17 protein-coding genes are annotated in these 20,817 nt (G+C 45.6%); 14 read left to right on the forward strand and 3 right to left on the reverse strand.

What is annotated here, in order from left to right; translation table 11 throughout:
- Positions 1 to 28: 28 nt before the first annotated feature.
- Complete coding sequence (locus tag ABD031_RS00480; RefSeq protein WP_343847819.1) at positions 29 to 976, forward strand: DUF4097 family beta strand repeat-containing protein; 948 nt, start codon at positions 29 to 31, stop codon at positions 974 to 976.
- A gap of 696 nt (positions 977 to 1,672) precedes the next feature.
- On the opposite strand, the gene ABD031_RS00485 is transcribed toward ABD031_RS00480, so the two are convergent.
- A complete protein-coding gene (locus ABD031_RS00485; RefSeq protein ID WP_343847821.1) occupies positions 1,673 to 2,890 on the reverse strand; it encodes a serine hydrolase domain-containing protein in 1,218 nt (405 codons plus the stop codon).
- 184 nt (positions 2,891 to 3,074) lie between these two features.
- On the opposite strand from ABD031_RS00485, the gene ABD031_RS00490 reads away from it, so the two are divergent.
- Positions 3,075 to 4,322 carry an NAD(P)/FAD-dependent oxidoreductase gene (locus ABD031_RS00490; RefSeq protein ID WP_343847822.1) on the forward strand — a complete coding sequence of 416 codons (1,248 nt, stop codon included), beginning with the start codon at positions 3,075 to 3,077 and terminating at the stop codon, positions 4,320 to 4,322.
- 140 nt (positions 4,323 to 4,462) lie between these two features.
- On the forward strand, positions 4,463 to 4,828 hold the full coding sequence (locus ABD031_RS00495; protein ID WP_343847823.1) for a hypothetical protein: 366 nt from the start codon (positions 4,463 to 4,465) through the stop codon (positions 4,826 to 4,828).
- A 117-nt stretch (positions 4,829 to 4,945) separates the two neighbouring features.
- On the opposite strand, the gene ABD031_RS00500 is transcribed toward ABD031_RS00495, so the two are convergent.
- The gene (locus tag ABD031_RS00500) at positions 4,946 to 5,875 is read right to left on the reverse strand and encodes a ThuA domain-containing protein (RefSeq protein ID WP_343847824.1); all 930 of its coding nucleotides are present in this window, start codon (positions 5,873 to 5,875) and stop codon (positions 4,946 to 4,948) included.
- Positions 5,876 to 5,956: 81 nt separating this feature from the next.
- Between ABD031_RS00500 and ABD031_RS00505 the strand changes: the two genes are divergently transcribed.
- From ABD031_RS00505 to ABD031_RS00520, 4 genes are all read left to right on the forward strand, one after another.
- On the forward strand, positions 5,957 to 6,925 hold the full coding sequence (locus ABD031_RS00505; protein ID WP_343847825.1) for a DUF6807 domain-containing protein: 969 nt from the start codon (positions 5,957 to 5,959) through the stop codon (positions 6,923 to 6,925).
- 30 nt (positions 6,926 to 6,955) lie between these two features.
- Complete coding sequence (locus ABD031_RS00510) at positions 6,956 to 8,326, forward strand: Gfo/Idh/MocA family protein (RefSeq protein ID WP_343847826.1); 1,371 nt, start codon at positions 6,956 to 6,958, stop codon at positions 8,324 to 8,326.
- A 269-nt stretch (positions 8,327 to 8,595) separates the two neighbouring features.
- The gene (locus ABD031_RS00515) at positions 8,596 to 9,900 is read left to right on the forward strand and encodes a putative oxidoreductase C-terminal domain-containing protein (protein ID WP_343847827.1); all 1,305 of its coding nucleotides are present in this window, start codon (positions 8,596 to 8,598) and stop codon (positions 9,898 to 9,900) included.
- A 356-nt stretch (positions 9,901 to 10,256) separates the two neighbouring features.
- Complete coding sequence (locus ABD031_RS00520; protein WP_343847828.1) at positions 10,257 to 11,207, forward strand: aldo/keto reductase; 951 nt, start codon at positions 10,257 to 10,259, stop codon at positions 11,205 to 11,207.
- Positions 11,208 to 11,239: 32 nt separating this feature from the next.
- Here ABD031_RS00520 and trpF read toward each other — a convergent pair whose 3' ends face one another.
- Positions 11,240 to 11,860, reverse strand: a complete 621-nt coding sequence (trpF, locus tag ABD031_RS00525) for a phosphoribosylanthranilate isomerase (RefSeq protein WP_343847829.1) — start codon at positions 11,858 to 11,860, stop codon at positions 11,240 to 11,242.
- A gap of 135 nt (positions 11,861 to 11,995) precedes the next feature.
- Here trpF and ABD031_RS00530 point away from each other — a divergent pair, with 135 nt between their 5' ends.
- From ABD031_RS00530 to ABD031_RS00560, 7 genes are all read left to right on the forward strand, one after another.
- Positions 11,996 to 12,685 (forward strand): hypothetical protein, encoded by a 690-nt coding sequence (locus ABD031_RS00530; protein WP_343847830.1) that lies wholly within the window; start codon positions 11,996 to 11,998, stop codon positions 12,683 to 12,685.
- On the forward strand, positions 12,672 to 14,339 hold the full coding sequence (locus ABD031_RS00535; RefSeq protein WP_343847831.1) for a S8 family serine peptidase: 1,668 nt from the start codon (positions 12,672 to 12,674) through the stop codon (positions 14,337 to 14,339). Before ABD031_RS00530 ends, ABD031_RS00535 begins: the two co-directional genes overlap by 14 nt.
- 56 nt (positions 14,340 to 14,395) lie before the next feature.
- Positions 14,396 to 15,046, forward strand: coding sequence for a ribulose-phosphate 3-epimerase (rpe, locus tag ABD031_RS00540; RefSeq protein ID WP_343847832.1), 651 nt, complete (start codon positions 14,396 to 14,398; stop codon positions 15,044 to 15,046).
- Between the two features lie 120 nt (positions 15,047 to 15,166).
- A complete protein-coding gene (locus tag ABD031_RS00545) occupies positions 15,167 to 15,658 on the forward strand; it encodes a hypothetical protein (protein ID WP_343847833.1) in 492 nt (163 codons plus the stop codon).
- Between the two features lie 105 nt (positions 15,659 to 15,763).
- Positions 15,764 to 16,783 carry a hypothetical protein gene (locus ABD031_RS00550; protein WP_343847834.1) on the forward strand — a complete coding sequence of 340 codons (1,020 nt, stop codon included), beginning with the start codon at positions 15,764 to 15,766 and terminating at the stop codon, positions 16,781 to 16,783.
- A 95-nt stretch (positions 16,784 to 16,878) separates the two neighbouring features.
- Positions 16,879 to 19,425: a DNA gyrase subunit A gene (gene gyrA, locus ABD031_RS00555; protein WP_343847933.1), complete on the forward strand. Its 2,547-nt coding sequence runs from the start codon at positions 16,879 to 16,881 to the stop codon at positions 19,423 to 19,425.
- A 26-nt stretch (positions 19,426 to 19,451) separates the two neighbouring features.
- Positions 19,452 to 20,660, forward strand: a complete 1,209-nt coding sequence (locus ABD031_RS00560) for a tetratricopeptide repeat protein (RefSeq protein ID WP_343847835.1) — start codon at positions 19,452 to 19,454, stop codon at positions 20,658 to 20,660.
- Positions 20,661 to 20,817 lie beyond the last annotated feature (157 nt).

Below are 20,817 nucleotides of genomic sequence, written 5' to 3' on the forward strand. Positions count from 1 at the left end.
TAATCGAGAAATGAAAAATAAACCGTCTATGAGATTTAGTAACACAACTCAAAAAACAAAAGTGATCGGACTTCTGATCGGAGCCGTTCTAGCGCTCAGTTCTTGCGAAGGAGAACTTGAAGTAGTACAAAGCATCAACGAAGAGTTTGCCGGAATCGAGCATATCGAGATTGACGCTTCATTTATGGAAATCAACTATGCAGGAAAATCTGATCAAACAACAGTCAAGTTGGATGGACTGCTAGAGTCTAGCCGCCCGGGAAACTTCAGTATTGACTATCGGCAGGAAGGCACTACACTGTTCATCGAATTGGATAAAAACGGTATGTTCGGGGCGGGCAATCACCGGGCCGTAGTCACCCTAGTTGGCCCAAAATATATGGATCTAAATGTGGAGTCCGGCTCAGGAGAGACCGTAGTTTCGGGTGTCGAATCTCCCACACTTGCTATCAATACAAGCTCTGGAAAAATTCAAGTAGAAGCTCTCAAAGTACCAACGATCCAACTCCAGGTTAATTCGGGATCAATCGAGGGATATAACCTGATCGGAAATGTTGATGCGTGGACTTCTTCCGGTCAGATCGAAATCGAGCAAATGGAAGGCAACTTCAATGTAGAAGCATCGAGCGGATCGATTGATGTCAGGGATCTGGCTGGCAAATTGAACGTGACGCTAAATTCGGGTAATTTGGACCTGGCGAACGTCGCGGAAATTGAAAGTCTCAAAGTGAGCTCAGGCAACATATCCGGTTCGGGTGTAGGTTTGGGACCAAAGACCAAATTGGCCAGTTCGTCAGGAAGGATTTCAATTCGGACCAACTCAAATTTGTCCGATTACAACTATGATTTCGAAGCTGGCAGCGGCAAGGTCGTCGTTGGTGAGAGTTCGTCTTCGGGAACTTTGAAGATCAACAACGGAGCGCCGACCACGATCTCCGGGTCGGTATCCAGCGGTTACATCGAGATCAAAAATTAATCGCTACCCATTGAATTGAGACTCCGGCAAATTGTCGGAGCTTTTTTTTTGATAAAATGACACATTGTTTACCATTTTCTGTTATTCGTTTTGAAAGTTGGGTATTCTGATTAAAAGAGGGAATCTTTCGGAATAATTGGTTTAAAGCAGCTGACAAACGTGTCGGTTTGACATTTATCAAGAAAATCTGACCAAGCAACAGGAGGTCAATTATCTAAGTAAATTTGTATGCAAGACGAGTATATGGTTCTGGTAATCCAAACCTTATTTGGGAAGGAATCCTATTTCAGTTAGCTGCAAAAAGAAACAAAGGTCATTGAGCACTTCGCTTAGGGTTTAATTATGTTTTGAGCCTTTGTATGAAAAGGCACACCAAAAAATTTTCTGTGCATTCGTCCTTTGTACGTCAAATTCCAGTTTCCTGACTGGTAAGAAAAAGGAGGCAAGAAAAGTTGTCTAAATCACCCCCAACCCCGGTTCTATACACCGGGGTTTTTTTAATGAACATGAGTTTCGCGAATAAAGATCAAAGTTCATAAGCTGGCTTTTTTAAATCAGGCTGAAGAGCAATCAATCCCAATCCTAACGAGAATCAAGGATAACACTGGCCAAGGCTGAATCAGTCGGGGAAATTTTAATGATTTCCAGGTAGAAGAAAGAAATCGATTCGACAGTTGTAACTCCGGTAATGCCATTTCATTTCGAGAGACTGTCCAATACCAACCTGACGAGTTCCGCTTTGTCTCCGTTTGGTATCCATCTAGCCACGATCACGAGATCATTTTCCTGATCGACATAGATCATGTTGGTACCGGCTCCGATGTGCATAAATGCACTTTTTGGAGCGTCGGGAGCCTCTTTTAACTCATTGTTGAGGAAGTAGTTCATCATGCCGTAACCCGGGTTCGCCGATGTAGGTGTGCGGGACTTTTCGATCCAAGTAGAATCAATTAGCTGTGTGCCGTTCCAGTTGCCGTTTCTCAAAGTCAAATAGCCGAAGCGTGCCTGATCCCAAGCGGAAAGCATCATGCCGCCTCCCCAATGCGAGCCGCCACTGATGGATTGAATGATTTGCCCGTCGAGGATTACGAAGGAGTTTTCGTAACCGGTCCATCGCCAAGTATCGCTTGCTCCGATTGGATCCATTATTTTCTCTTTAAGCACCACAGGTAGCGGTTTTCTCCAAACATTCAATAGCGCCAAAGCCAGGACATTGACCCGCGTATCGTTGTATTCATAAACCGACCCCGGGGTATTTCGAGCGCGGGACCTCCATTCGCTTGTCTCACCGGATGGACGGTCTGCCCAGTCGGGTTTGCCCCAAAGGCTTCCTTCCCAATCCGAGGTCTGACGAAGCAAGTCATCCCATCGGATCTTTCGGTTGTGTTCTGTGTCAAACAGCTCAAAAACGTCGTCCTCGTACAGGTGATCCGCTTTATTCATTACGGATCGAACGGGATCAAAAGGATAAATCGGAGCCATATACGGATAGACTAGGTCCATCTCATCTTTGATCAATCCCACAGCGACAGCCAGTCCAGCGGTCGTGGAGAGAAAGCTTTTGGCAACACTGAAAGTCAAATCCACCCTACTTGGATCTCCCCATTGACCGACCACGTATCCTTTGTAGATGATCAGCCCGGCGGCGGAACCACGGCTTTTCATCGGTCCCACAGGATAGCCAAAGGGTTCACGCCCAAACGCACTCTCGTAGTGGGCAATCTTAAGGTTGGCGTTTTGGGAGCTTTCGTGCGCTTTGGCAAAGGTGATGGCTTCGGCGAGCTTGGTTTCATTGATACCGAGTTCTTCAGGTTCTTTCACCAGCCAGTTGTTCTTAACTGGAAAATAAGTTTGCGCTTGAATAGAAAACTGGAGTAAAAAACAGATTGATAGAAGCCAGGAAAGTTTTTTCATGCGGTAGTGATTTACTACGATGATACTGATTTTGCATTGATTGAATGCCTCCTTTTATCAAACTTTCCACTGTTGACTGAAACTTTTAAACACTATTGCCTAGGGTTGGTTAGGAGATAGATTGTGACTTTTCACTTGAATATTGAATGATTTTTATTTTCAGCTCAGATTAGATAGGTGTCTTATGGAAAAAGAAAAAATATATATCATCGGAGCAGGTTTAGCAGGGCTGGTAGCAGCCTTGGAGCTTGAAAAAGCTGGATTTTCGCCGGTGATTCTAGAGTCTTCCAATAGGATTGGCGGGCGAATCAAGACGGATGAGGTGGACGGGTTTTTATTGGACCATGGTTTTCAGGTGTTGAACACCGCCTATCCGGAGCTTAAAAGGTATCTGGATCTGTCAGCCTTACAGTTGAAAGCATTCCTGCCCGGTGCCGTAGTGTTTGATAAAAACGAGCTCTACATCATTTCCGACCCGATGCGAGATCCATTTCAACTGGTTGGGATGGCATTTTCTAAGGTTGGGACCTTGAGAGATAAGCTGAGGCTTTTTACCCTTGCCAGGGAATTGAAAAAGAAGACGAACGAAGAAATCTTTGACGACCTCTCTCTGCCGACACATCAGTATCTGAAGAACTACGGTTTTTCTGATCAGATCATCCACAACTTTTTCAAGCCATTTTTCAGAGGGATTTTTTTAGAAAAGCACCTGAATACCTCTTCGAGGATGTTTGAGTTTGTTTTCAAGATGTTTTCGATAGGGCATGCTGCTGTGCCTGAAAAGGGAATGGGGGAGATTCCCGCAATGATCCGCCGTCAACTCAGCAAGACGCAGCTTTACTTCAATACGCCTGTCAATCAGGTGAAAGGTAAGACGATTCACCTGGAAAATGGAGATGTCCTCGAGGCTGATCGGATTGTCATTGCTGTGCAGCCCGATCGGGTGATGAGGCAGTTGCAGGGGCAGTTTTCTGCGCCACAGCAGGTGATTAATCTGTATTTTTCACTTCAAAAATCCTTCATCGGAAAACCCATGATCGGCTTACTGACCGGGAATCATTTGATTAACAACATCGCATTCATGGACGATGTATCTAAATCGTATTCAAAAAATGGAAGAGCGCTGCTTTCCGTGTCGATTCTATCTTCTGAACTGGAGGAAGCAGATTTGATCAAGGCTGTGAAGTCGGAACTGGAATGGATTTCCGGTGTTTCGGCTGAATATTTTCAATTTGTGAAAGCGTTCTGTGTTTCCCATGCCTTGCCCTTCCTTGAAGACTTGAAATACAGCATCCCGATGACCGAGTGCAAGATAACCGACCATGTCTATTTGGCTGGGGATTACCTGCTAAACGGCTCGATCAACGCTGCTATGACTTCGGGAAGGATAGCGGCAGAGGCGATTGTGCATAGCTATATGCCGACGCATTGATGATAGTTTTTCTTCGACCACAACGATTTGGAGTGAAGTAATGGAAATCCACTTATAAGCTTCGATGGAAAGTAAACTAATTAAAGATCTGTAGCGAACACCGATCGGGCTCCGTCTTTAAAACGAATTCTTTTTATCACATGAAATCCTACCATTTTTCATTTGCTCTTGTCATTAGTCTCCTCATGGGATGTCAGTCGGATACGGATCCTACATGCTTGGAGGTTACCAAGATAGGGATCGATCCATGTGGTGGTGGGATGTTAGTCTCCGTCAAAAAACCGGAAAATATGGGTGAAATCATTTCCTATCAGGGGACGATGTATTCGAATGTGGTGAAAGTATTTACGAGTGAGGGTATACCTGCGTCAACTACCTCATATATCCAAGTCAGAGATTTCGATCCAGAAAAAGACCAGCAGTTTTATGGAATTTGCCTTGCGATTTATGCGCCGTTTCCAGTCCCTGGCAAAGTGGCAACTTACTGGAGCGAGACCCCTTGTTGATTGTCCAACCAGAGATTATTTAAGGGTAAGCGTTGCAGATTTAGGGCAAAAAAAATGTCGCTGAAATTAACCTTCAGCGACATTTGAGTTAATGCGTTTTCATTTCTTGTTGTGGACTTATTTCCCAATCGGAGTTTCGTCACACTTCACGTCACCCGCCACATATTGCATCCCGTCCAGATAGAACTGCAGCAAGTCAGGGTTTTCGAAGCTTTGCGCGTTGTGAGAGGGGGAGATGTACATGACCTTTCCCTTACCTTCCGCTCTGATCCAAGCTACATAAGTTTTGCCTTCGGTCAGCTCCTGACCTTTGCGCTGGTTCTTGATCTCGGCATTATTGAAATAAAGCAAAGGCTTAAAGTCTAGCTCTTCGTAGGCATTTTTGTAGAAATAAGGTTCATCCGTATGGTTGAATCCCTCCGCCGGAAACGCCTGAACCAATGGGTGCTTCGGATCCTCTACTCGCACTTGGTGTGGCTGCTGCGGCGGGTGATAGTCAAAGCTTGCTCCAAGCAACCTGCTGAATTCCCAAGAATTATTCTGAGTGGTCACTCCGCCGTGAATGACCAGCAGCCCACCGCCTTTTTCCACATAGCGAAGCAGGTTGGCCTCCAATTCATTTGCTTTTTTCATCAATGCAGCAGAATCATAGCCGGTGCCGGCATCCTTTTTCAGCTTATCCCAAAACAGATTTCGGTGATCGCCAATCGAACAGGTGTTGTTGAGGATGACTGCATCGTATTTTTTGAGGTTTTTGGCTTCAAATTCGTAGATGTCCTTGCTGCCACTTACGTAAAAAGCATCACTTTTTTCACCGACGATTTTGAGCATTTCTTCCGTGTGGGGGATTACCCAATGGTCGAAGCCGGTGTGAAGGGAAAAAACCAAAATGTTCTTCTTTTTGGCTGGAAAGGTCGCTTTTTCAGGAGCTATACCCCTGATTTTGTTCTTCCAGGCGTCATCTAGAGTGACCTTGTCGAGGCCTTGCGCACATGAAAAACCGAGAGTGGAAAAGAAAACGATTGCGTAGAAAAGGGAACGCTTCATAATTGATTAGTATAACAGGGTTAATGCTTTCTTTGAGATTTTGATAAATTGGAATCTCAAGCCCAATAACCTGAATTTTCCATGCGTTTCAAAAGAGTATTATTGGTATGCCTCGTTTTATCGAGTTTTTCTACGGGATCGTTTTCGCAAAAAGTGGATCTCAAAGAAACTTCAAAAGGCATTGATTTTCTGATTGACAATCAACACGTTTTAAGCTATCAAACTGCAAAAGAGCCAGTTCCCCAGGGTATCAAAGAGGCTTTCAGCAAGTCCGGTTTTATCCACCCGATTATTTCCCCAAGCGGTCAGGTACTCAGCCGCATCCAGCCTACAGATCACTACCATCACTACGGAATCTGGGGTCCTTGGACTCGAGCCACGATTGGTGGGAGAGAGGTTGATTTTTGGAATCTGGGAGATGAAAAAGGCCGTGTGGACTTCGCCAGGGTCCTTTCCAAGAAGGTGGTCGGAGGTGCTGCAGAGCTAAATGTGAGACAAAATCACCTTGATCTCAAAGCTCCTGAAAATGAAAAACTAGCCATAGAAGAAGACCTGCGGATCAAAGTAAAACCGGCAGATAAAAGTCGGTACATGGTCGACTACACCACCACAATTGAAACGAAAATTCCCGGAGGGATCCTGCTTGATGACTATCGCTATGGCGGGGGCATCGGCTATCGGGCAACGGAACTCTGGGGCGATGCAAACAGCAGCATCTTGACATCTGAGGGCAAAACCCGAAAAGACGCGGACGGAACCAATGCTAAGTGGGTGATCGTAAAAGGCAAGACTGCCGATTCCTCGGGTGAAAGTGGAATCCTATTCCTCAGTCACAATACTAACAAGGCTCACCCCGAGCCGCTTCGCGTTTGGCCGCTGGGGCAATACAAAGGGGAAGGGAACGTCTTTATCGAATTTTGCCCGATCAGACATGAATCTTGGGAGATTCAGCCCAACGAGCGCTATACATTAAAATACAGAATGATCGTCTTCGATGGAGAGCTAACAGCGGAAGAAGCCGAGGAGTATTGGAGAGCTTTCGTCAAATAACAGAAATCATACGACCTAGAATATATACCTATGCAAAGAAGAGACTTTATGAAAACAACGGCCTTGGCGACAGCAGCCTTTGGCTTTCCGACGATAGTACCGGCTTCAGTTTTTGGCAAAAATGCCCCAAGCAATCGCATTACTATTGGCCAAATCGGCTGTGGTCGAATTGCTCGCGATCACGACATGCCCGGTACTTGGCGGCATGAAGTTGCGCAATACGTTGCCGTGTCGGATCTAGACAGCAATCGCATGGCCGATGGCAAAAAACACATTGAGGACTATTACACCAAGAAAAATGGCAGTCCCTACGTAGACGTAAAACAATATGGAGACTATCGGGAAATGCTCCTTAACAAAGAGATCGATGCAGTCATTATTTCCACTCCGGACCATTGGCACTCTCAGCCAGCCATGGAAGCAGCCTTGGCTGGAAAGCACGTTTACGTCCAAAAACCTACTTCGTTGACCATAAAGGAAGGCCGACAATTGGTGGATGTGGTCAACAAAACCGGTGTAGTATTACAATTGGGCACGCAACAACGATCCAGTGAGCAGTTTAGAAGAGCGGCAGAATTGGTGAGAAACGGTCGGATAGGGAAACTTCACACCGTCCGTATCGGACTACCCGGAGATCCCTCTGGTCCAGATGCTCCCGCGATGCCGGTTCCGTCTAATCTGAATTTTGAGGCTTGGCTGGGCTCTACTCCAGAAGTGCCCTACACCGAGATTGGGGTTCACCCGCAGGTCGGATATGATCGTCCCGGATGGTTGAGAATTGAAAACTACGGTGCTGGAATGATCACAGGATGGGGGCAACACCATTTTGACTCTGCCGCTTGGGGTATGGATACAGAGCTCACCGGGCCGAGATATGTCGAAGCAGTTGCTGAATTCCCTCGTTCTGGGCTCTGGAATGTTCATGGTGACTTTATGGTCAAAGCGGAATACGACAACGGAATCATGATGTTCACCTCCGGAGGCTATCCAAACGGCATCCGCTACGAAGGTACCGAAGGTTGGATTTGGGTTTCCCGAGGAAACTATGTCGCGTCCTCTTCTGATCCTGTCGCACAAGGAAATAATGCTAAAGCATTGGATGCCTCAGATCCCAAGATTTTGCAATCGGTAATCGGACCGGAAGAAATCAATTTGACACGAAGCACCGAGCATCATGGCAACTGGCTGGGAGCGATCCAAGGAAACAATGAATTGCTGTCTCCTGTAGAGATTGGGCACCGCTCCTGTTCCGTTTGTCTGGTTAGCCATATCGCCATGAAGATGGGACGAAAACTGGAATGGGACGCAAAGAAAGAGGAGTTTGTGAATGACCGAGAAGCGAATGCCCACCTTAGTCGTCCGCAGCGAAAGCCTTGGGGAACAGACTATGTAAAGATGTAGTGTTGAAGATGGGAGACGAGCCTAGGGCGAACTCCCCCTTAGTTTTACTTTTGGAAAAGTATCTTACCCAAGGGGGTAGGGGGATATTTCTGGAATTAAGCTGTGGATAACGTTATTTCGGTGTTCTCTACGATCTTCCCTTTTTCTAAAATTGTATTAGGCCACTTAAAGGCCTATCTATGATCATAACAAATCAATCAATGTTTTCCAATAAAATCAAATTAGGCGCCGCTATGGCCCTTTTTTCAGTTTCATGTTCAAGTCCTGAAATGAAAACCGAAACTTCTGAATTAGACTCAAAAGTCAGGATCATGACTTTGGATCCTGGACATTTCCATGCCGGATTGATTCACAAGTCAATGTATCCAAGTGTGGATTCCACGGTATATATCTTTGCGCCCGAAGGAGCAGAACTGAAAGACCACCTAAATCGGATCGCTGGGTATAATACCCGATCCGAAAATCCAACTGCCTGGAATCTGGAGGTTTACACGGGTTCAGATTACTTGCAGAAAATGATCTCGCAAAAGCCTGGCAACGTGATGATGGTGGCGGGAAAGAACAATCAAAAAGTGGACTATATCCTGGCAGCTGTTGAAAACGGAATTCACGTCTATGCCGACAAACCGCTAGTCATCAATCCTGAAGGATTCAAGAAACTGGTGAAAGCCTTTCAGGTGGCCGAGGACAAAAAACTTCTGGTTTTCGACATCATGACGGAACGGTTTGAGATCACGACTTTGCTTCAACGTGAGCTTTCTATGATTCCGGAGGTCTTTGGCGAGCTGGAAAATGGAACTCCGGACAACCCGGCAATCACCAAGGAGTCGGTCCATCATTTCTTCAAATACGTCTCTGGGGCGCCGTTGATCCGACCCGACTGGTTTTTTGATGTCGCAATCGAGGGAGAAGGTATTGTGGATGTGACGACTCACCTGGTGGATTTGATCCAATGGGAGGCATTTCCTGAGGAAGTGCTAGATACCACGGATGTGCAGATGCTGTCGGCCAAGAGGTGGACTACCCCCTTGACCCTGGAGGAATTTCAAAAGGTAACGGGCAAGACCGAGTTTCCTGACTTTCTTCAGAAAGACGTTAAAGACGGCAAGCTGGAAGTCTTTGCCAATGGAGAGATGAACTACACGCTAAAAGGTAAACATGCCAAAGCGAGCGTGATCTGGAACTATCAGGCTCCTGAGGGAAGCGCAGACACACATTATAGTATGATGCGAGGCTCCAAAGCCAACCTGATCATTCGTCAGGGAAAAGATGAAAACTACCGCGCAGCCTTGTATGTCGAGTTGATTGGTTCTGATCTGGCGCAGTTGGAGAAAGCCGTTAAAGAAACGCTCCAGGCAAGATATCCGGGGATTGATTTGCAGAAAATGGCCTCAGGGGAGTATCAGGTAATGGTGCCGGATTCTTATCACAACGGTCACGAGGCACATTTCGCGCAAGTGACAGAGCGATTTTTGGAGTATTATCAGGCGGGAAAGTTGCCTGCCTGGGAAGTTCCAAACATGATCACTAAGTACTACACGAATATGAAAGCGAGGGAATTTGCGCTGAAATAGGAAAGTGGCTGTTGTTGCCTTTGTTGAAAACATGACGATCTTCAATCCGAAACAAAACAAGGACTTTAGGGTTGGGTAGGTTTAAATCTACTCAGCCCTTTTTTGTGTTTTAGCACAAATGTATGGCCTGAGAATTAGCCAAAGAAGGCCGGGGTATTGGTTTTTTGGAAAAAGAAAGATAAAACCATCCAAAGTTCAGTGCTTTCGTATAGGATACAGGTGAGATCGGTCGGGATCGTTCTTGGAAATACGGAGCGGCGGATTTAACCCTAAAAAACAGTAGATTTATACAGGTACAATTCATTTTAAAAGGGAATCAAAACCGAAATTTTTAGAGAAACCAACAAGAAACCACAATGAAAAATCTGGAATTTGGAAATGGAGACAAGCTACCCATTCTCGGACTGGGCACCTGGAAGAGTAAGGCTGGGGAAGTGAGAAAAGCGGTGTATTGGGCGATCGAAGCTGGATATCAACACATAGACTGCGCGGCTGTTTATCAAAACGAAAAGGAAGTTGGGCAGGGTATTTCCGACGCAATGGGAGATGGACTCGTCAAGCGCGCGGAGATCTTTGTCACCTCCAAACTCTGGAACGATAGCCATCGGCATGAGGATGTGAAACCTGCCTTGGAAAAATCTCTGAACGACCTTAGACTGGACTATTTGGATTTGTACTTGGTTCATTGGCCGATCTCATTTAAGCGCGGAGTTGGTTTTGCGGAACATCGGGAGGAGTATTATACCTATAAAGATGTGCCTTTGACACAAACCTGGGAGGCGATGCAGGAGCAAAAATCCGCTGGGTCTGCCAAACACATTGGTGTATCAAACTTTAATCAAGCCAAGTTGAAGGAGCTTTTGGCAATGGCTGGTGAAAAGCCGGAAATGAATCAAGTGGAAATGCATCCGTTTTTGCCGCAGGAGCCCTTGGTGAATTTTTGCAAAGAAAATAGCATTCTCATGACTGCCTACTCGCCCCTAGGTTCGCCTGATTCCAGAGGTGAGCGACATAAAAACGACCCCAAATTGCTTGAAAACCTGGTTTTGAAGTCAATCGCGCAGAAGCACTCCGCAAATGTAGGGCAGGTGCTGATCGCATGGTCCATGTCCAGAGACATCGCCGTGATTCCTAAGTCGGTGAATCAGGGTCGGATTGTCGAAAACCTGAAGTCCACCGAGCTAACTTTGGACTCAGAGGATTTAAAAAAACTGGCAGCTATTGGAACTTCCCATCGCTTTATCGATGGAAGTTTCTTTACCGGTTCTCAGAGTCCCTACAAGTCCAACGATCTGTGGGATAGCTAAAAAAATTCCCGGCTCATCAGAGCCGGGATTTTTTACTCTTCAATTTCCAATTTTTCGAGAATATCGGCTAGTTCATTCAGATCTTTTAGGCCGGGTTTCGTTTCCTCTCCTCCGCTTAGTGAGATTCCATAGATTCCGGTGTTCTCAATCAAGTCCAAGATATTGTCTTTAGTGATTCCACTACCCAGTATGACTTTGCAGTTCTTAGAAAGAATGGCCAGCGTCTCCAGATCCTCCAAGGATAGGGGCTGCTGGTCGGAGGTGACGTGAAGTATGATTTCGGCATTGGCCATACCGTCAGCTACTTCCAATTCGATGTGTCTGATTTCCAGAAGTGGTATTTTATAGATTAGATTGTATCCTGAGCCAGCGAGTACCTTTAGGCCATCGATTCGGTCAAATTCCACCCAGGTTATCCCTGGGTATTCCCTAAGTACCTGAAGAATATCCGGTTCGGATTTATAGGTAAATTGTCCGACAAGATCCACTCCAGACACCCATCCGGTGATTTCTTTAAAAGTTTCGGGGCTGATGAAGTTTTCTGAACCTCTGTTGAGATCAAATCCGAGCAGATTGACATACATCCCTGCTCCATATCGGGCATCGGTTAGGTTAGATATGCTGTTTAGTTTTACAAAAGTCTTTAGCGCCATGTAATAGAAAGTGGATTTTTGCCGAAGGTAAGCAGGTCATTTTTCTCAGAAAAGTTTTAAAACGAGATAGGGTGAAATTCAGGTCTCTGTCGGTGTCCTGGAGAATGATTCTAATTTAAGTAGTATATTTTCGGCATGCATTTACGGTTCCCCGCGGTAATTTTCATAATTGTCTTGTTGCTTTCTTCTTGTAGCGAAAAGATCGAGTCACCCAATCTGGATTTGGAGCATGATTATCAGCCCTTGGTGATTGGGAATTTCTGGATCTATCAAGTGGACGAGACGATCCATTACGGGGAAAATGACTCCGAGACGTCCCGGTATTATTTCATGGACCGGATTCGTGGCACTTATGTGAATGCAGAAAACGAGATTACTTTTATTGTAGCGCGTTCTAAATCGCCTGATAAGGTCGCTTGGACGCCGGAGTTGGAATACACGATGATTTATCGTGATAAGATTTTGCTTAGAACAATTTATAATATGCCGATCGCCGCGCTTGTATTCCCGCCGGAAGCAGGACGCATCTGGAATGGAAAAAGCTACCAAGCCGAAGGAGACGACGATTTTGAAATTGATCTTTCCGGCGCCGACTCTATTCCCGGTTTCGAAGGCATTTCGGCAGTCAGAGTGATTCAGGAAGACCTCGATGACAGGGTTACGGTACGAGACATCCGGTATGAAGTGTTTGGAAAGGGAGTAGGACTCCTCGAGTCGCATAGCGAAGTCTTAACCTATTGTTCCCGAAATGATTGCCTCGGAGATCAATTAATAAGTAGCGGGAGCGAGACAAATTTGAAATTGGTGGAATATGGCAAGGATTAATTCTTGCATAGGAGTGGTGTTTTTGGTGTTGCTTGGGTTTACTGCAACCGCACAAGATCGTTATGCGGTGTATTTTAAGTATAAGCCGCAAACGGAGTTTTCCCTGCTCAACCCGCAGGAATTTTTGACCCAAAAAGCGCTCGACCGCAGAACCCGAGAAGGCGTGCGAACAGATAGTCTGGATCTTCCGGTCGCCGCCAAATACCTCGATCAATTGGCCCTCTTGTCTGACTACCTGCTTTATTCCAGTAAATGGATGAATGCCGCAGTCTTGGTTACCGATAAGTCCCGAGCAGATCAGATAGGTACCTTTCCATTTGTGGAGAAAGTTGAGCTGGTCGCAAAGAACTTCTTGGCTAATCCTACTGCATCAACCGGCGAAAGGAGTAGAGCCTCGGCCCTTAACGAGAACAACACTAACTTGCCAAAGCTGAATAATCGGGAGTTGACGGTTGCCGAGAATTCTTATGATTTTCAAAATAAATTGATTGGAATCGACGTGATGCATGCGGAGGGATTCACCGGTGAGGGAGTGACCATTGCAGTTTTTGATGCAGGTTTTCCAGGTACCGATACCGTTTCAGCATTTGTCCATCTTTTTACAAACAGTCAAATCGTCGCTCAGCGTGATTTTGTGAGACCGTGGAATAGAGACGTTTTCTCCGGCCATCAGCACGGCACCAACGTACTTTCCTTAATTGCAGCCAATGAACCCGCAAAGTTGGTTTCCGGCGCTTATGGCTCGGACTTTATTTTGGTGATTACCGAGGAAGTGGAAACAGAATACAGGGTGGAGGAATTCAACTGGGTAAGAGCTGCGGAATTTGCAGACAGCTTGGGAGCGGACATTATCAGCAGTTCGTTGGGATATTGGGATTTTGACGATCCGGCTATGAATTACACCGTTGAGGATCTGGACGGAAAGACCACAACCATTACTCAGGGTGTGACTATTGCATCTGAAAAAGGAATTCTCATTGTCAACTCAGTCGGTAATTATGGTTCAGCAGGTGAGTCCAGCCTACTCGCTCCGGCCGATGGAGCCGGGATCATCTCCGTAGGCTCGGTCAATGCCAATGGGGAAGTGTCTTCCTTTAGCTCGCGCGGACCTACGGGTGATGGGAGGGTCAAGCCCGAACTGGCCGCGTTTGGTGATAGTCCTGTTTTGATTCGTGCTAATGGTACCGTGGGATCTTCCAACGGCACTTCGTTTTCCGCTCCACAGATTGCTGCGCTTGCGGCGGGACTTTGGGAGGCCAAACCTGAATTGACCAAGGCAGAGCTGATGGAAAATTTGTTCAGAAGTGCCTCCCAGTATGGGAATCCCGACAACTTACTTGGCTATGGCGTACCTAACTTTTACAACGCATTGTATGGAGAGATCCTTTCCGTGGAAGATCAAGAAACAATTGCCTGGAAGGTCTTCCCCAATCCTCTTGTTGCAGATGAAGTCACCATTTATTTTGGTACTGGTACAACTTGTAGCTTTGAATTGATCGACATGACCGGAAGACCGCTGATTCAGTCAGAACTCTCCAGATACGACTCTCAGTCTCCTTATCAGGTTCAGATGTCGGGCATCAAGCCCGGATTTTATCTGATTCTCCTTCGGGAAGGCTCTTATCTGAAACAAACCAAGCTTATGAGACGCTAGTCCCTCTTAGTCGCACGAATTGAATTTCTATTGATTTATAAATCTAATTGACTCCCATGACACCTTTTATTGCCCCCTCGATCCTCGCCGCTGATTTTGCCAATATTCAAGCAGAAGTGGAAATGCTCAACGCTTCGGTGGCGGACTACATTCACGTCGATATCATGGATGGAGTATTTGTTCCAAATATTTCCTTTGGGATTCCTGTGATGGAAGCGATCTCCAAACATGCAAAAAAGCTCCTAGACGTCCACTTGATGATTGTCAATCCAGATCAATACTTGGAAGCTTTCAGAAAAGCGGGAGCGGAAATCATCTCAGTTCACTACGAAGCCTGCACGCATCTACACCGGACGGTGCAGGCGATCCATCATTTGGGAGCCAAAGCTGGGGTTGCGATCAATCCGCATACACCAGTCGACCTATTGCAAGAGATTATTGCGGATATCGACCTCGTCTGTGTGATGTCTGTCAACCCTGGATTTGGAGGCCAAAAGTTCATCGAAAACACGTATTCCAAAGTCGAAAAATTAAAGGAACTGATCTTGAAAAAAGGCTCTTCGGCCAAGATTGAAATCGACGGAGGGGTGAATCTGTCAAATGCTCCAAAGCTAATCACAGCGGGTGCAGATATCCTGGTTGCGGGCAGTTTTGTATTCAATTCTCCAGACCCAATAGCAACCATAAATGGACTAAAAGGCATCTGATTTTGTCGCTTTTTTTGCCGACCTCTCATTACAAAATATAAAAAAAAGGTCATTTTTTTCTTGGATTTTGCCGCTGTGACCTTTTAATTGTGAGATTAATCACTAATAACTAATACTAGTATGAAAAAAATTTGGATGTTTTTGTTCCTTTTTGGAGGATTGAGTTTGATCGCATTTTCGCAGGAAGCACCTGCGGCAGAGGATGTTACAGACGATGAGCTTAAGAAGTTCGCTAATGTGGAATTCATGACTTCTGAATTTGTCGAAAAAAAGACGGGAGAGCTGAAGGACATGATTCTCAATAATGAGGTCATTGGCGGAGGTGCGAGATATAATGAGATCAAAGACGCTTGGGGAGATGCCGCCAAGGAAGCGGAGATTGAGCTGACAGAGGAAGAGAGAGCGGCGTATAAAGCCATCAAGGATTTTCAGGACTCACTACAGGAATCAGTGGTTGAATATAAGACTGAACTGATCAAGGATGACGAAGTGCTTGGGGTGTCTATTTACAACAAAGTAAACGGTGCGATCAAAGAAGATCCCGCGATGAAGGAAAAGCTGGATCAGATGGTAGAGGAAATGAAAGGTGAAGACGAAGACGGCGCGGTATAATCCAACAATTTCTTTTTCTGATAAAATATTTAGAGAAGTCTCCACAAAAAGGAGGCTTCTTTTTTTAATTTCACACCAAGCTAAGTAGTCCGTCGTTACTCTATCATGACCTTCAGAAAATTACTCCCATCTTTTCTTATTTTACTAGTAGTTCAGGCGAATGCATTTGGACAGGATGAGGATATTTTCGGTATCAGTGAAAGAGCTAAGCAACCCAAAAGTGAGTCGGCAGCGGGGAATGTTTTTAGAAATGCAGTGGAGATGTTTGCATTGGAGTTTTCTACAGGTGCGGCTTATCATCAGATGAATACCATGTTTTATTCTGAAAAGGCTTCGCTATATCCTATCTCACAATATCAAAACCTAGATAACTCATCGTATTCCCTTCAAGATACGCTTTCACTTTCCGGCAATGCCTGGACATTTCCACTGATCAATACAGGAGTGAGATTGAATCTTTTCAACCTCCTAACCATTGGAGGTGGTTATGGAATCGAGTGGGGGAACCTCTCACCGATGAGGGGTAATGATCACGAGTTTAAATTTGAAGGTGCCACCTACCAAATCAGCAAATTTTACGGAACAGTGGGATTAGTTTTGTTTGATGCTAAGCGCAGACAGAACATTCTCAAATGGCAATACAGAAAATACAGTGACAACAACCTGTACATGCAATCAGAGCTTCGCCAAAGAGCTCGGGCAAATTACCCCTGGAGATTTATTTTAGAGGGTGAGTTTGGCAATCTAAATTTGAAAAAGGCCTACGATCCCGCTTTGGACAATGGCTCGACACCCTATGTCCCTCGTTTGGCAGTGGCTGAAGATCCATATTTTGGAATGTCCCTTAGGGTAGAATATGATTTTTCGGAATATGCCAAACTGTTTGTCAAAGGCGGCGCAGAGTTTAGAGAGTTCACCTATGCGGCAGCTGATTTCTCTGAATTTCAGAATATTGACCAAAACATTTACGCGCTTCAGGCCGGTATGGCAATTAAAATTCCCGGCACTAAACGATGCAAGTATTCGGGATGTGGAGTGGTGATGAAGCACATGCACGATGGGGTGGAATATCGCGGCAGTTCTATTTTTAATATGCAAAACCGAAAGATCGGACAATGGTATTGAGTGCTTGATTGGCGGATAAGGTTTGCAGGTGGAGTTTCGAAACCGTGCAGTTTTTACTATCTTGCAACTTAATTTGAAGCGTGAAAAAGTACTTTATGGCCCAAGGAGAGAACGAGCACATCATACCAATCAATATTGAGGAGGAAATGCGTGGAGCCTACATCGACTATTCGATGTCGGTCATTGTTTCAAGAGCCCTTCCTGATGTCCGAGACGGACTAAAGCCAGTTCACAGACGTATCCTCTATGGGATGCAGGAACTTGGCGTACTACACAACAAACCTTATAAGAAATCAGCCAGAATCGTCGGTGAGGTTTTGGGGAAATACCACCCACACGGGGACTCCGCAGTTTACGAAACGATGGTTCGTATGGCCCAGGAGTGGTCCCTGAGGTATCCGATGGTCGATGGCCAGGGAAACTTTGGTTCCGTTGACGGCGACAACCCAGCAGCAATGCGATACACCGAAGCAAGACTGAAAAGAATTGCCGAAGAGCTGCTCGTGGACATCAACAAAGAGACCGTTGACTTTCAGTTCAACTTTGATGATTCCCTCAAAGAACCGACCGTACTTCCTGCCAAAGTTCCTGCGCTGCTGCTAAATGGTGCCTCTGGTATTGCAGTAGGTATGGCAACTAACATGGCTCCCCACAACTTGGGCGAAGTCATTGATGGCATTGTGGCTTATATCGATAACCGTGAGATCACCATCGCCGAGCTGATGAAATTCATCATTGCTCCAGATTTCCCGACTGGGGGGATTATCTACGGATACAATGGCGTAAAGGCGGCTTTCGAAACTGGTAGAGGCCGTGTTGTCGTCCGGGGCAAAGCCAATGTCGAGCTCAAGGACGGTGGGAATAAGGAGATGATCGTCATCACCGAAATCCCCTACATGGTCAATAAGGCTAACATGGTGGAGAAAACTGCCGCCTTGATCAATGAGAAAAAAATCGAAGGAATCTCCGCGATTCGGGACGAGTCGGACCGTTCAGGGATGCGGATTGTCTATGAACTTAAGCGGGACGCTATCTCAAGCGTTGTCTTAAATAATCTTTACAAACACACAGCCTTACAGACTTCATTCTCAGTCAATAACGTTGCGCTTGTCAAAGGACGACCGTATACACTAAACCTGAAAGATTTGATCGTTCACTACGTCGCTCACCGACATGAAGTGATCGTCAGAAGAACAGAATATGAGCTGAGGGAAGCCGAGAAAAGAGCCCACATTCTACAGGGCTACCTGATTGCATTGGATCATTTGGATGAAGTTATTTCTTTGATAAGAAGTTCTCCAGACCCTGAGACTGCCAGAAACGGCTTGATGGAGCGATTTGAGCTGAGCGAGATCCAAGCTCGTGCGATTCTAGACATGAGATTGCAGCGCCTTACGGGCATGGAGCGTGAAAAGATCATTCAAGAACATAAAGAAATCATGGCCTTGATCGAGGAGTTGAAGGAAATCCTGGCCAATGAAGACAAGCGGATGGAAATCATCAAGACCGAGCTTCAAGAAGTGAGGGATCGATATGCTGATGACCGTCGCACGGAGATCGAGCACAATGCTGAGGACTTCAGCTACGAGGATATGATCCCTAATGAAGAAGTGGTAATCACCGTTTCCCACGAGGGATATGTGAAGCGTACCGCTTTGACCGAGTACAGAACTCAAGGCCGCGGCGGAGTTGGTTCCAAAGGCGTCAGCACCAAAGTGGACGATTGGACCGAATACATCTTCATGGCGTCCACACACAACTACCTGTTGATCTTCACAGACAAAGGCAAATTGTTCTGGCTGAAAACATACGCCATTCCAGAAGGTTCGAAGACTGCCAAGGGCCGTCCGATCCAAAACCTAATTAACATCGAGTCTGATGACAAGATCAGATCGATCATTCAGGTCGATAGTTTGGATGACCAGGATTACCTGAACAATCATTTCCTGGTAATGATCACCAAGCGTGGAATCATCAAAAAAACGACTCTTGAGCAATACAGCCGTCCACGATCCAACGGTATCATCGCCTTGAATATAAGGGAAGATGATCAATTGGTAAATGTCAGCATGACCAATGGTAGCCAGCACGTTGTGATCGCAGCGAAGTCAGGCAGAGCGATCCACTTCCCTGAGACGGCTGTTCGTCCTATGGGCAGAACTGCCACAGGGGTGAAGGCGATAACGTTAAATGGTGATAAAGATTATGTCATTGGCATGGTTTGTGCCTCAGAGGAAAAAGCTACGCTGTTGGTAGTTTCCGAAAAAGGCTACGGAAAACGCTCCGAACTTGACGAATACCGAATTACCAATCGCGGTGGGAAAGGAGTGAAGGCAATGAATGTGACCGAGAAAACCGGTGCATTGGTTGCGATCAAAGAAGTAGTGGATACAGATGACCTGATGATCATCAACAAGTCTGGAATTACGATCAGAATATCAATGGATAAGCTGAGAGTGATGGGCCGGGCCACACAGGGGGTCAAATTGATACGTGTAGGTGAGGGCGACGAAATCTCCTCAGTAGAGAAAATTTCTAGAGAGGAAGAATTGGAAATCCCTGATTCTGCAGACGCTGTCGATGAAAAACCGGAAAATCCCGAAAACGAATCTTCTGAAAATCCAGAAGGAACAACTGAATAACCGAACAATTAAGATAAATAACGCTAATGAAAAAGCTGATTCTCTCTTTGGCACTGGTTGGTGCTACAACCTTAGCCTTTGGACAAAAAAAAGTACTTAAGGAGGCAGAAAAAGGATACAAATCCGGAAACTATGAAGATGCCTTAACTGCAATCAACGCCGCAGCGACAAACCCGGAGACGAGTGGCGATCCTGCGACCTTCCTGTTAAAAGCTCAAATTGAAACCAAATTGTTTAACGCGGACTCCTCCAATACAATGGAGACTGTGGAATTGGGAGCTGAGGCGTTGCAGACTTACAACAAGGCCTTCGAAATGGCTGGAAGTGACAAAACTTCGGGCGTAGGAGAAGAGGTTTATGAAGAAGAAATGCAGGGAGTTCCGGACAACTTGAGACCGTACTCTATCATCACTCTGAAGAATCTTTCCTTTGACAAAGGAATCGAAAGATACAATGTCGAAGACCTTGAGATGGCCTACGAATTCTTTAATTTAGCTGGCGAAATTGATCATACGGACTCGACAATTCACTACAATGCTGGCTTTTTGGCCAATGATCTGGGAAAATTTGAAGAGGCGAAGAAACATTTCGGCTACCTCTTGGAACTTCCCGGATACAACAAGCTGAATGCGTATTACTTCATGGTACAGATTCTGAGTACCGAGGAAAAAAATCCTGAAGCGGCATTTGAACTGGTTTCTAAAGCGAAAGAAGAATATCCGACTGACAAAGTTCTTGCTGAATACGAGATCCAATTGTTGCTTCAACTGAATAAGATGGACGAAGCAATGGCGCAGATAAAAGACGCGCTTGCAAATGATCCAAATAACACGGGACTATTGTTGCGTTCTGGTTATCTGAAAGAACAAGCCGGTGATCTCGATGGTGCACTTGCAGATTACAAAAAGTCTGTGGAAGTGGATCCTAACTTCTTCGAGGGAAACTACTACACTGGTGCATTGCTTCTAGAGCAAGCAACAAAAATGCTTAACACACTGAACGACCTTTCAGATGCTGAATGGGAAAAACAGTCTCCTGTAATCGGAAAGAAAGCGGATGAGAACTATACCCAGGCGGTTAAATATTTCGAAAAAGCAGTGGAGATCAAGCCCGACAACACGGATATTATGATCATCCTATTCCAAGTACATACAAGATTGAAAAACACTGCCGAAGCGGAGGCCTTAAACAAAAAGCTTACCGAGCTTCTTGGTGCCAACTGGCAAGAAAACTAAGCTGCAATCCAGCAGGAGGCCGACTGAAAAGTCGGCCTTTTATTTTGCTTTATTGCCAATTGAGCTGGCTTGAGGAAAAATTAAATAACAAGTTTTGGTAGGGAAATTTGCATTATCAATGCGCTAGGCTAGAACTCAGAAGATAATTTTAAATACT

The organism is Algoriphagus jejuensis, assembly GCF_039523455.1.
In the GTDB taxonomy this organism is placed as follows: domain Bacteria; phylum Bacteroidota; class Bacteroidia; order Cytophagales; family Cyclobacteriaceae; genus Algoriphagus; species Algoriphagus jejuensis.

What these genes read in the sequence shown, in the direction of transcription:
- ABD031_RS00480 (WP_343847819.1), top strand. Translation starts at nt 29, where the DNA reads ATGAGATTTAGTAACACAACTCAAAAAACAAAAGTGATCGGACTTCTG.
- ABD031_RS00485 (WP_343847821.1), bottom strand. Translation starts at nt 2,890, where the DNA reads ATGAAAAAACTTTCCTGGCTTCTATCAATCTGTTTTTTACTCCAGTTT.
- ABD031_RS00490 (WP_343847822.1), top strand. Translation starts at nt 3,075, where the DNA reads ATGGAAAAAGAAAAAATATATATCATCGGAGCAGGTTTAGCAGGGCTG.
- ABD031_RS00495 (WP_343847823.1), top strand. Translation starts at nt 4,463, where the DNA reads ATGAAATCCTACCATTTTTCATTTGCTCTTGTCATTAGTCTCCTCATG.
- ABD031_RS00500 (WP_343847824.1), bottom strand. Translation starts at nt 5,875, where the DNA reads ATGAAGCGTTCCCTTTTCTACGCAATCGTTTTCTTTTCCACTCTCGGT.
- ABD031_RS00505 (WP_343847825.1), top strand. Translation starts at nt 5,957, where the DNA reads ATGCGTTTCAAAAGAGTATTATTGGTATGCCTCGTTTTATCGAGTTTT.
- ABD031_RS00510 (WP_343847826.1), top strand. Translation starts at nt 6,956, where the DNA reads ATGCAAAGAAGAGACTTTATGAAAACAACGGCCTTGGCGACAGCAGCC.
- ABD031_RS00515 (WP_343847827.1), top strand. Translation starts at nt 8,596, where the DNA reads ATGAAAACCGAAACTTCTGAATTAGACTCAAAAGTCAGGATCATGACT.
- ABD031_RS00520 (WP_343847828.1), top strand. Translation starts at nt 10,257, where the DNA reads ATGAAAAATCTGGAATTTGGAAATGGAGACAAGCTACCCATTCTCGGA.
- trpF (WP_343847829.1), bottom strand. Translation starts at nt 11,860, where the DNA reads ATGGCGCTAAAGACTTTTGTAAAACTAAACAGCATATCTAACCTAACC.
- ABD031_RS00530 (WP_343847830.1), top strand. Translation starts at nt 11,996, where the DNA reads ATGCATTTACGGTTCCCCGCGGTAATTTTCATAATTGTCTTGTTGCTT.
- ABD031_RS00535 (WP_343847831.1), top strand. Translation starts at nt 12,672, where the DNA reads ATGGCAAGGATTAATTCTTGCATAGGAGTGGTGTTTTTGGTGTTGCTT.
- rpe (WP_343847832.1), top strand. Translation starts at nt 14,396, where the DNA reads ATGACACCTTTTATTGCCCCCTCGATCCTCGCCGCTGATTTTGCCAAT.
- ABD031_RS00545 (WP_343847833.1), top strand. Translation starts at nt 15,167, where the DNA reads ATGAAAAAAATTTGGATGTTTTTGTTCCTTTTTGGAGGATTGAGTTTG.
- ABD031_RS00550 (WP_343847834.1), top strand. Translation starts at nt 15,764, where the DNA reads ATGACCTTCAGAAAATTACTCCCATCTTTTCTTATTTTACTAGTAGTT.
- gyrA (WP_343847933.1), top strand. Translation starts at nt 16,879, where the DNA reads ATGGCCCAAGGAGAGAACGAGCACATCATACCAATCAATATTGAGGAG.
- ABD031_RS00560 (WP_343847835.1), top strand. Translation starts at nt 19,452, where the DNA reads ATGAAAAAGCTGATTCTCTCTTTGGCACTGGTTGGTGCTACAACCTTA.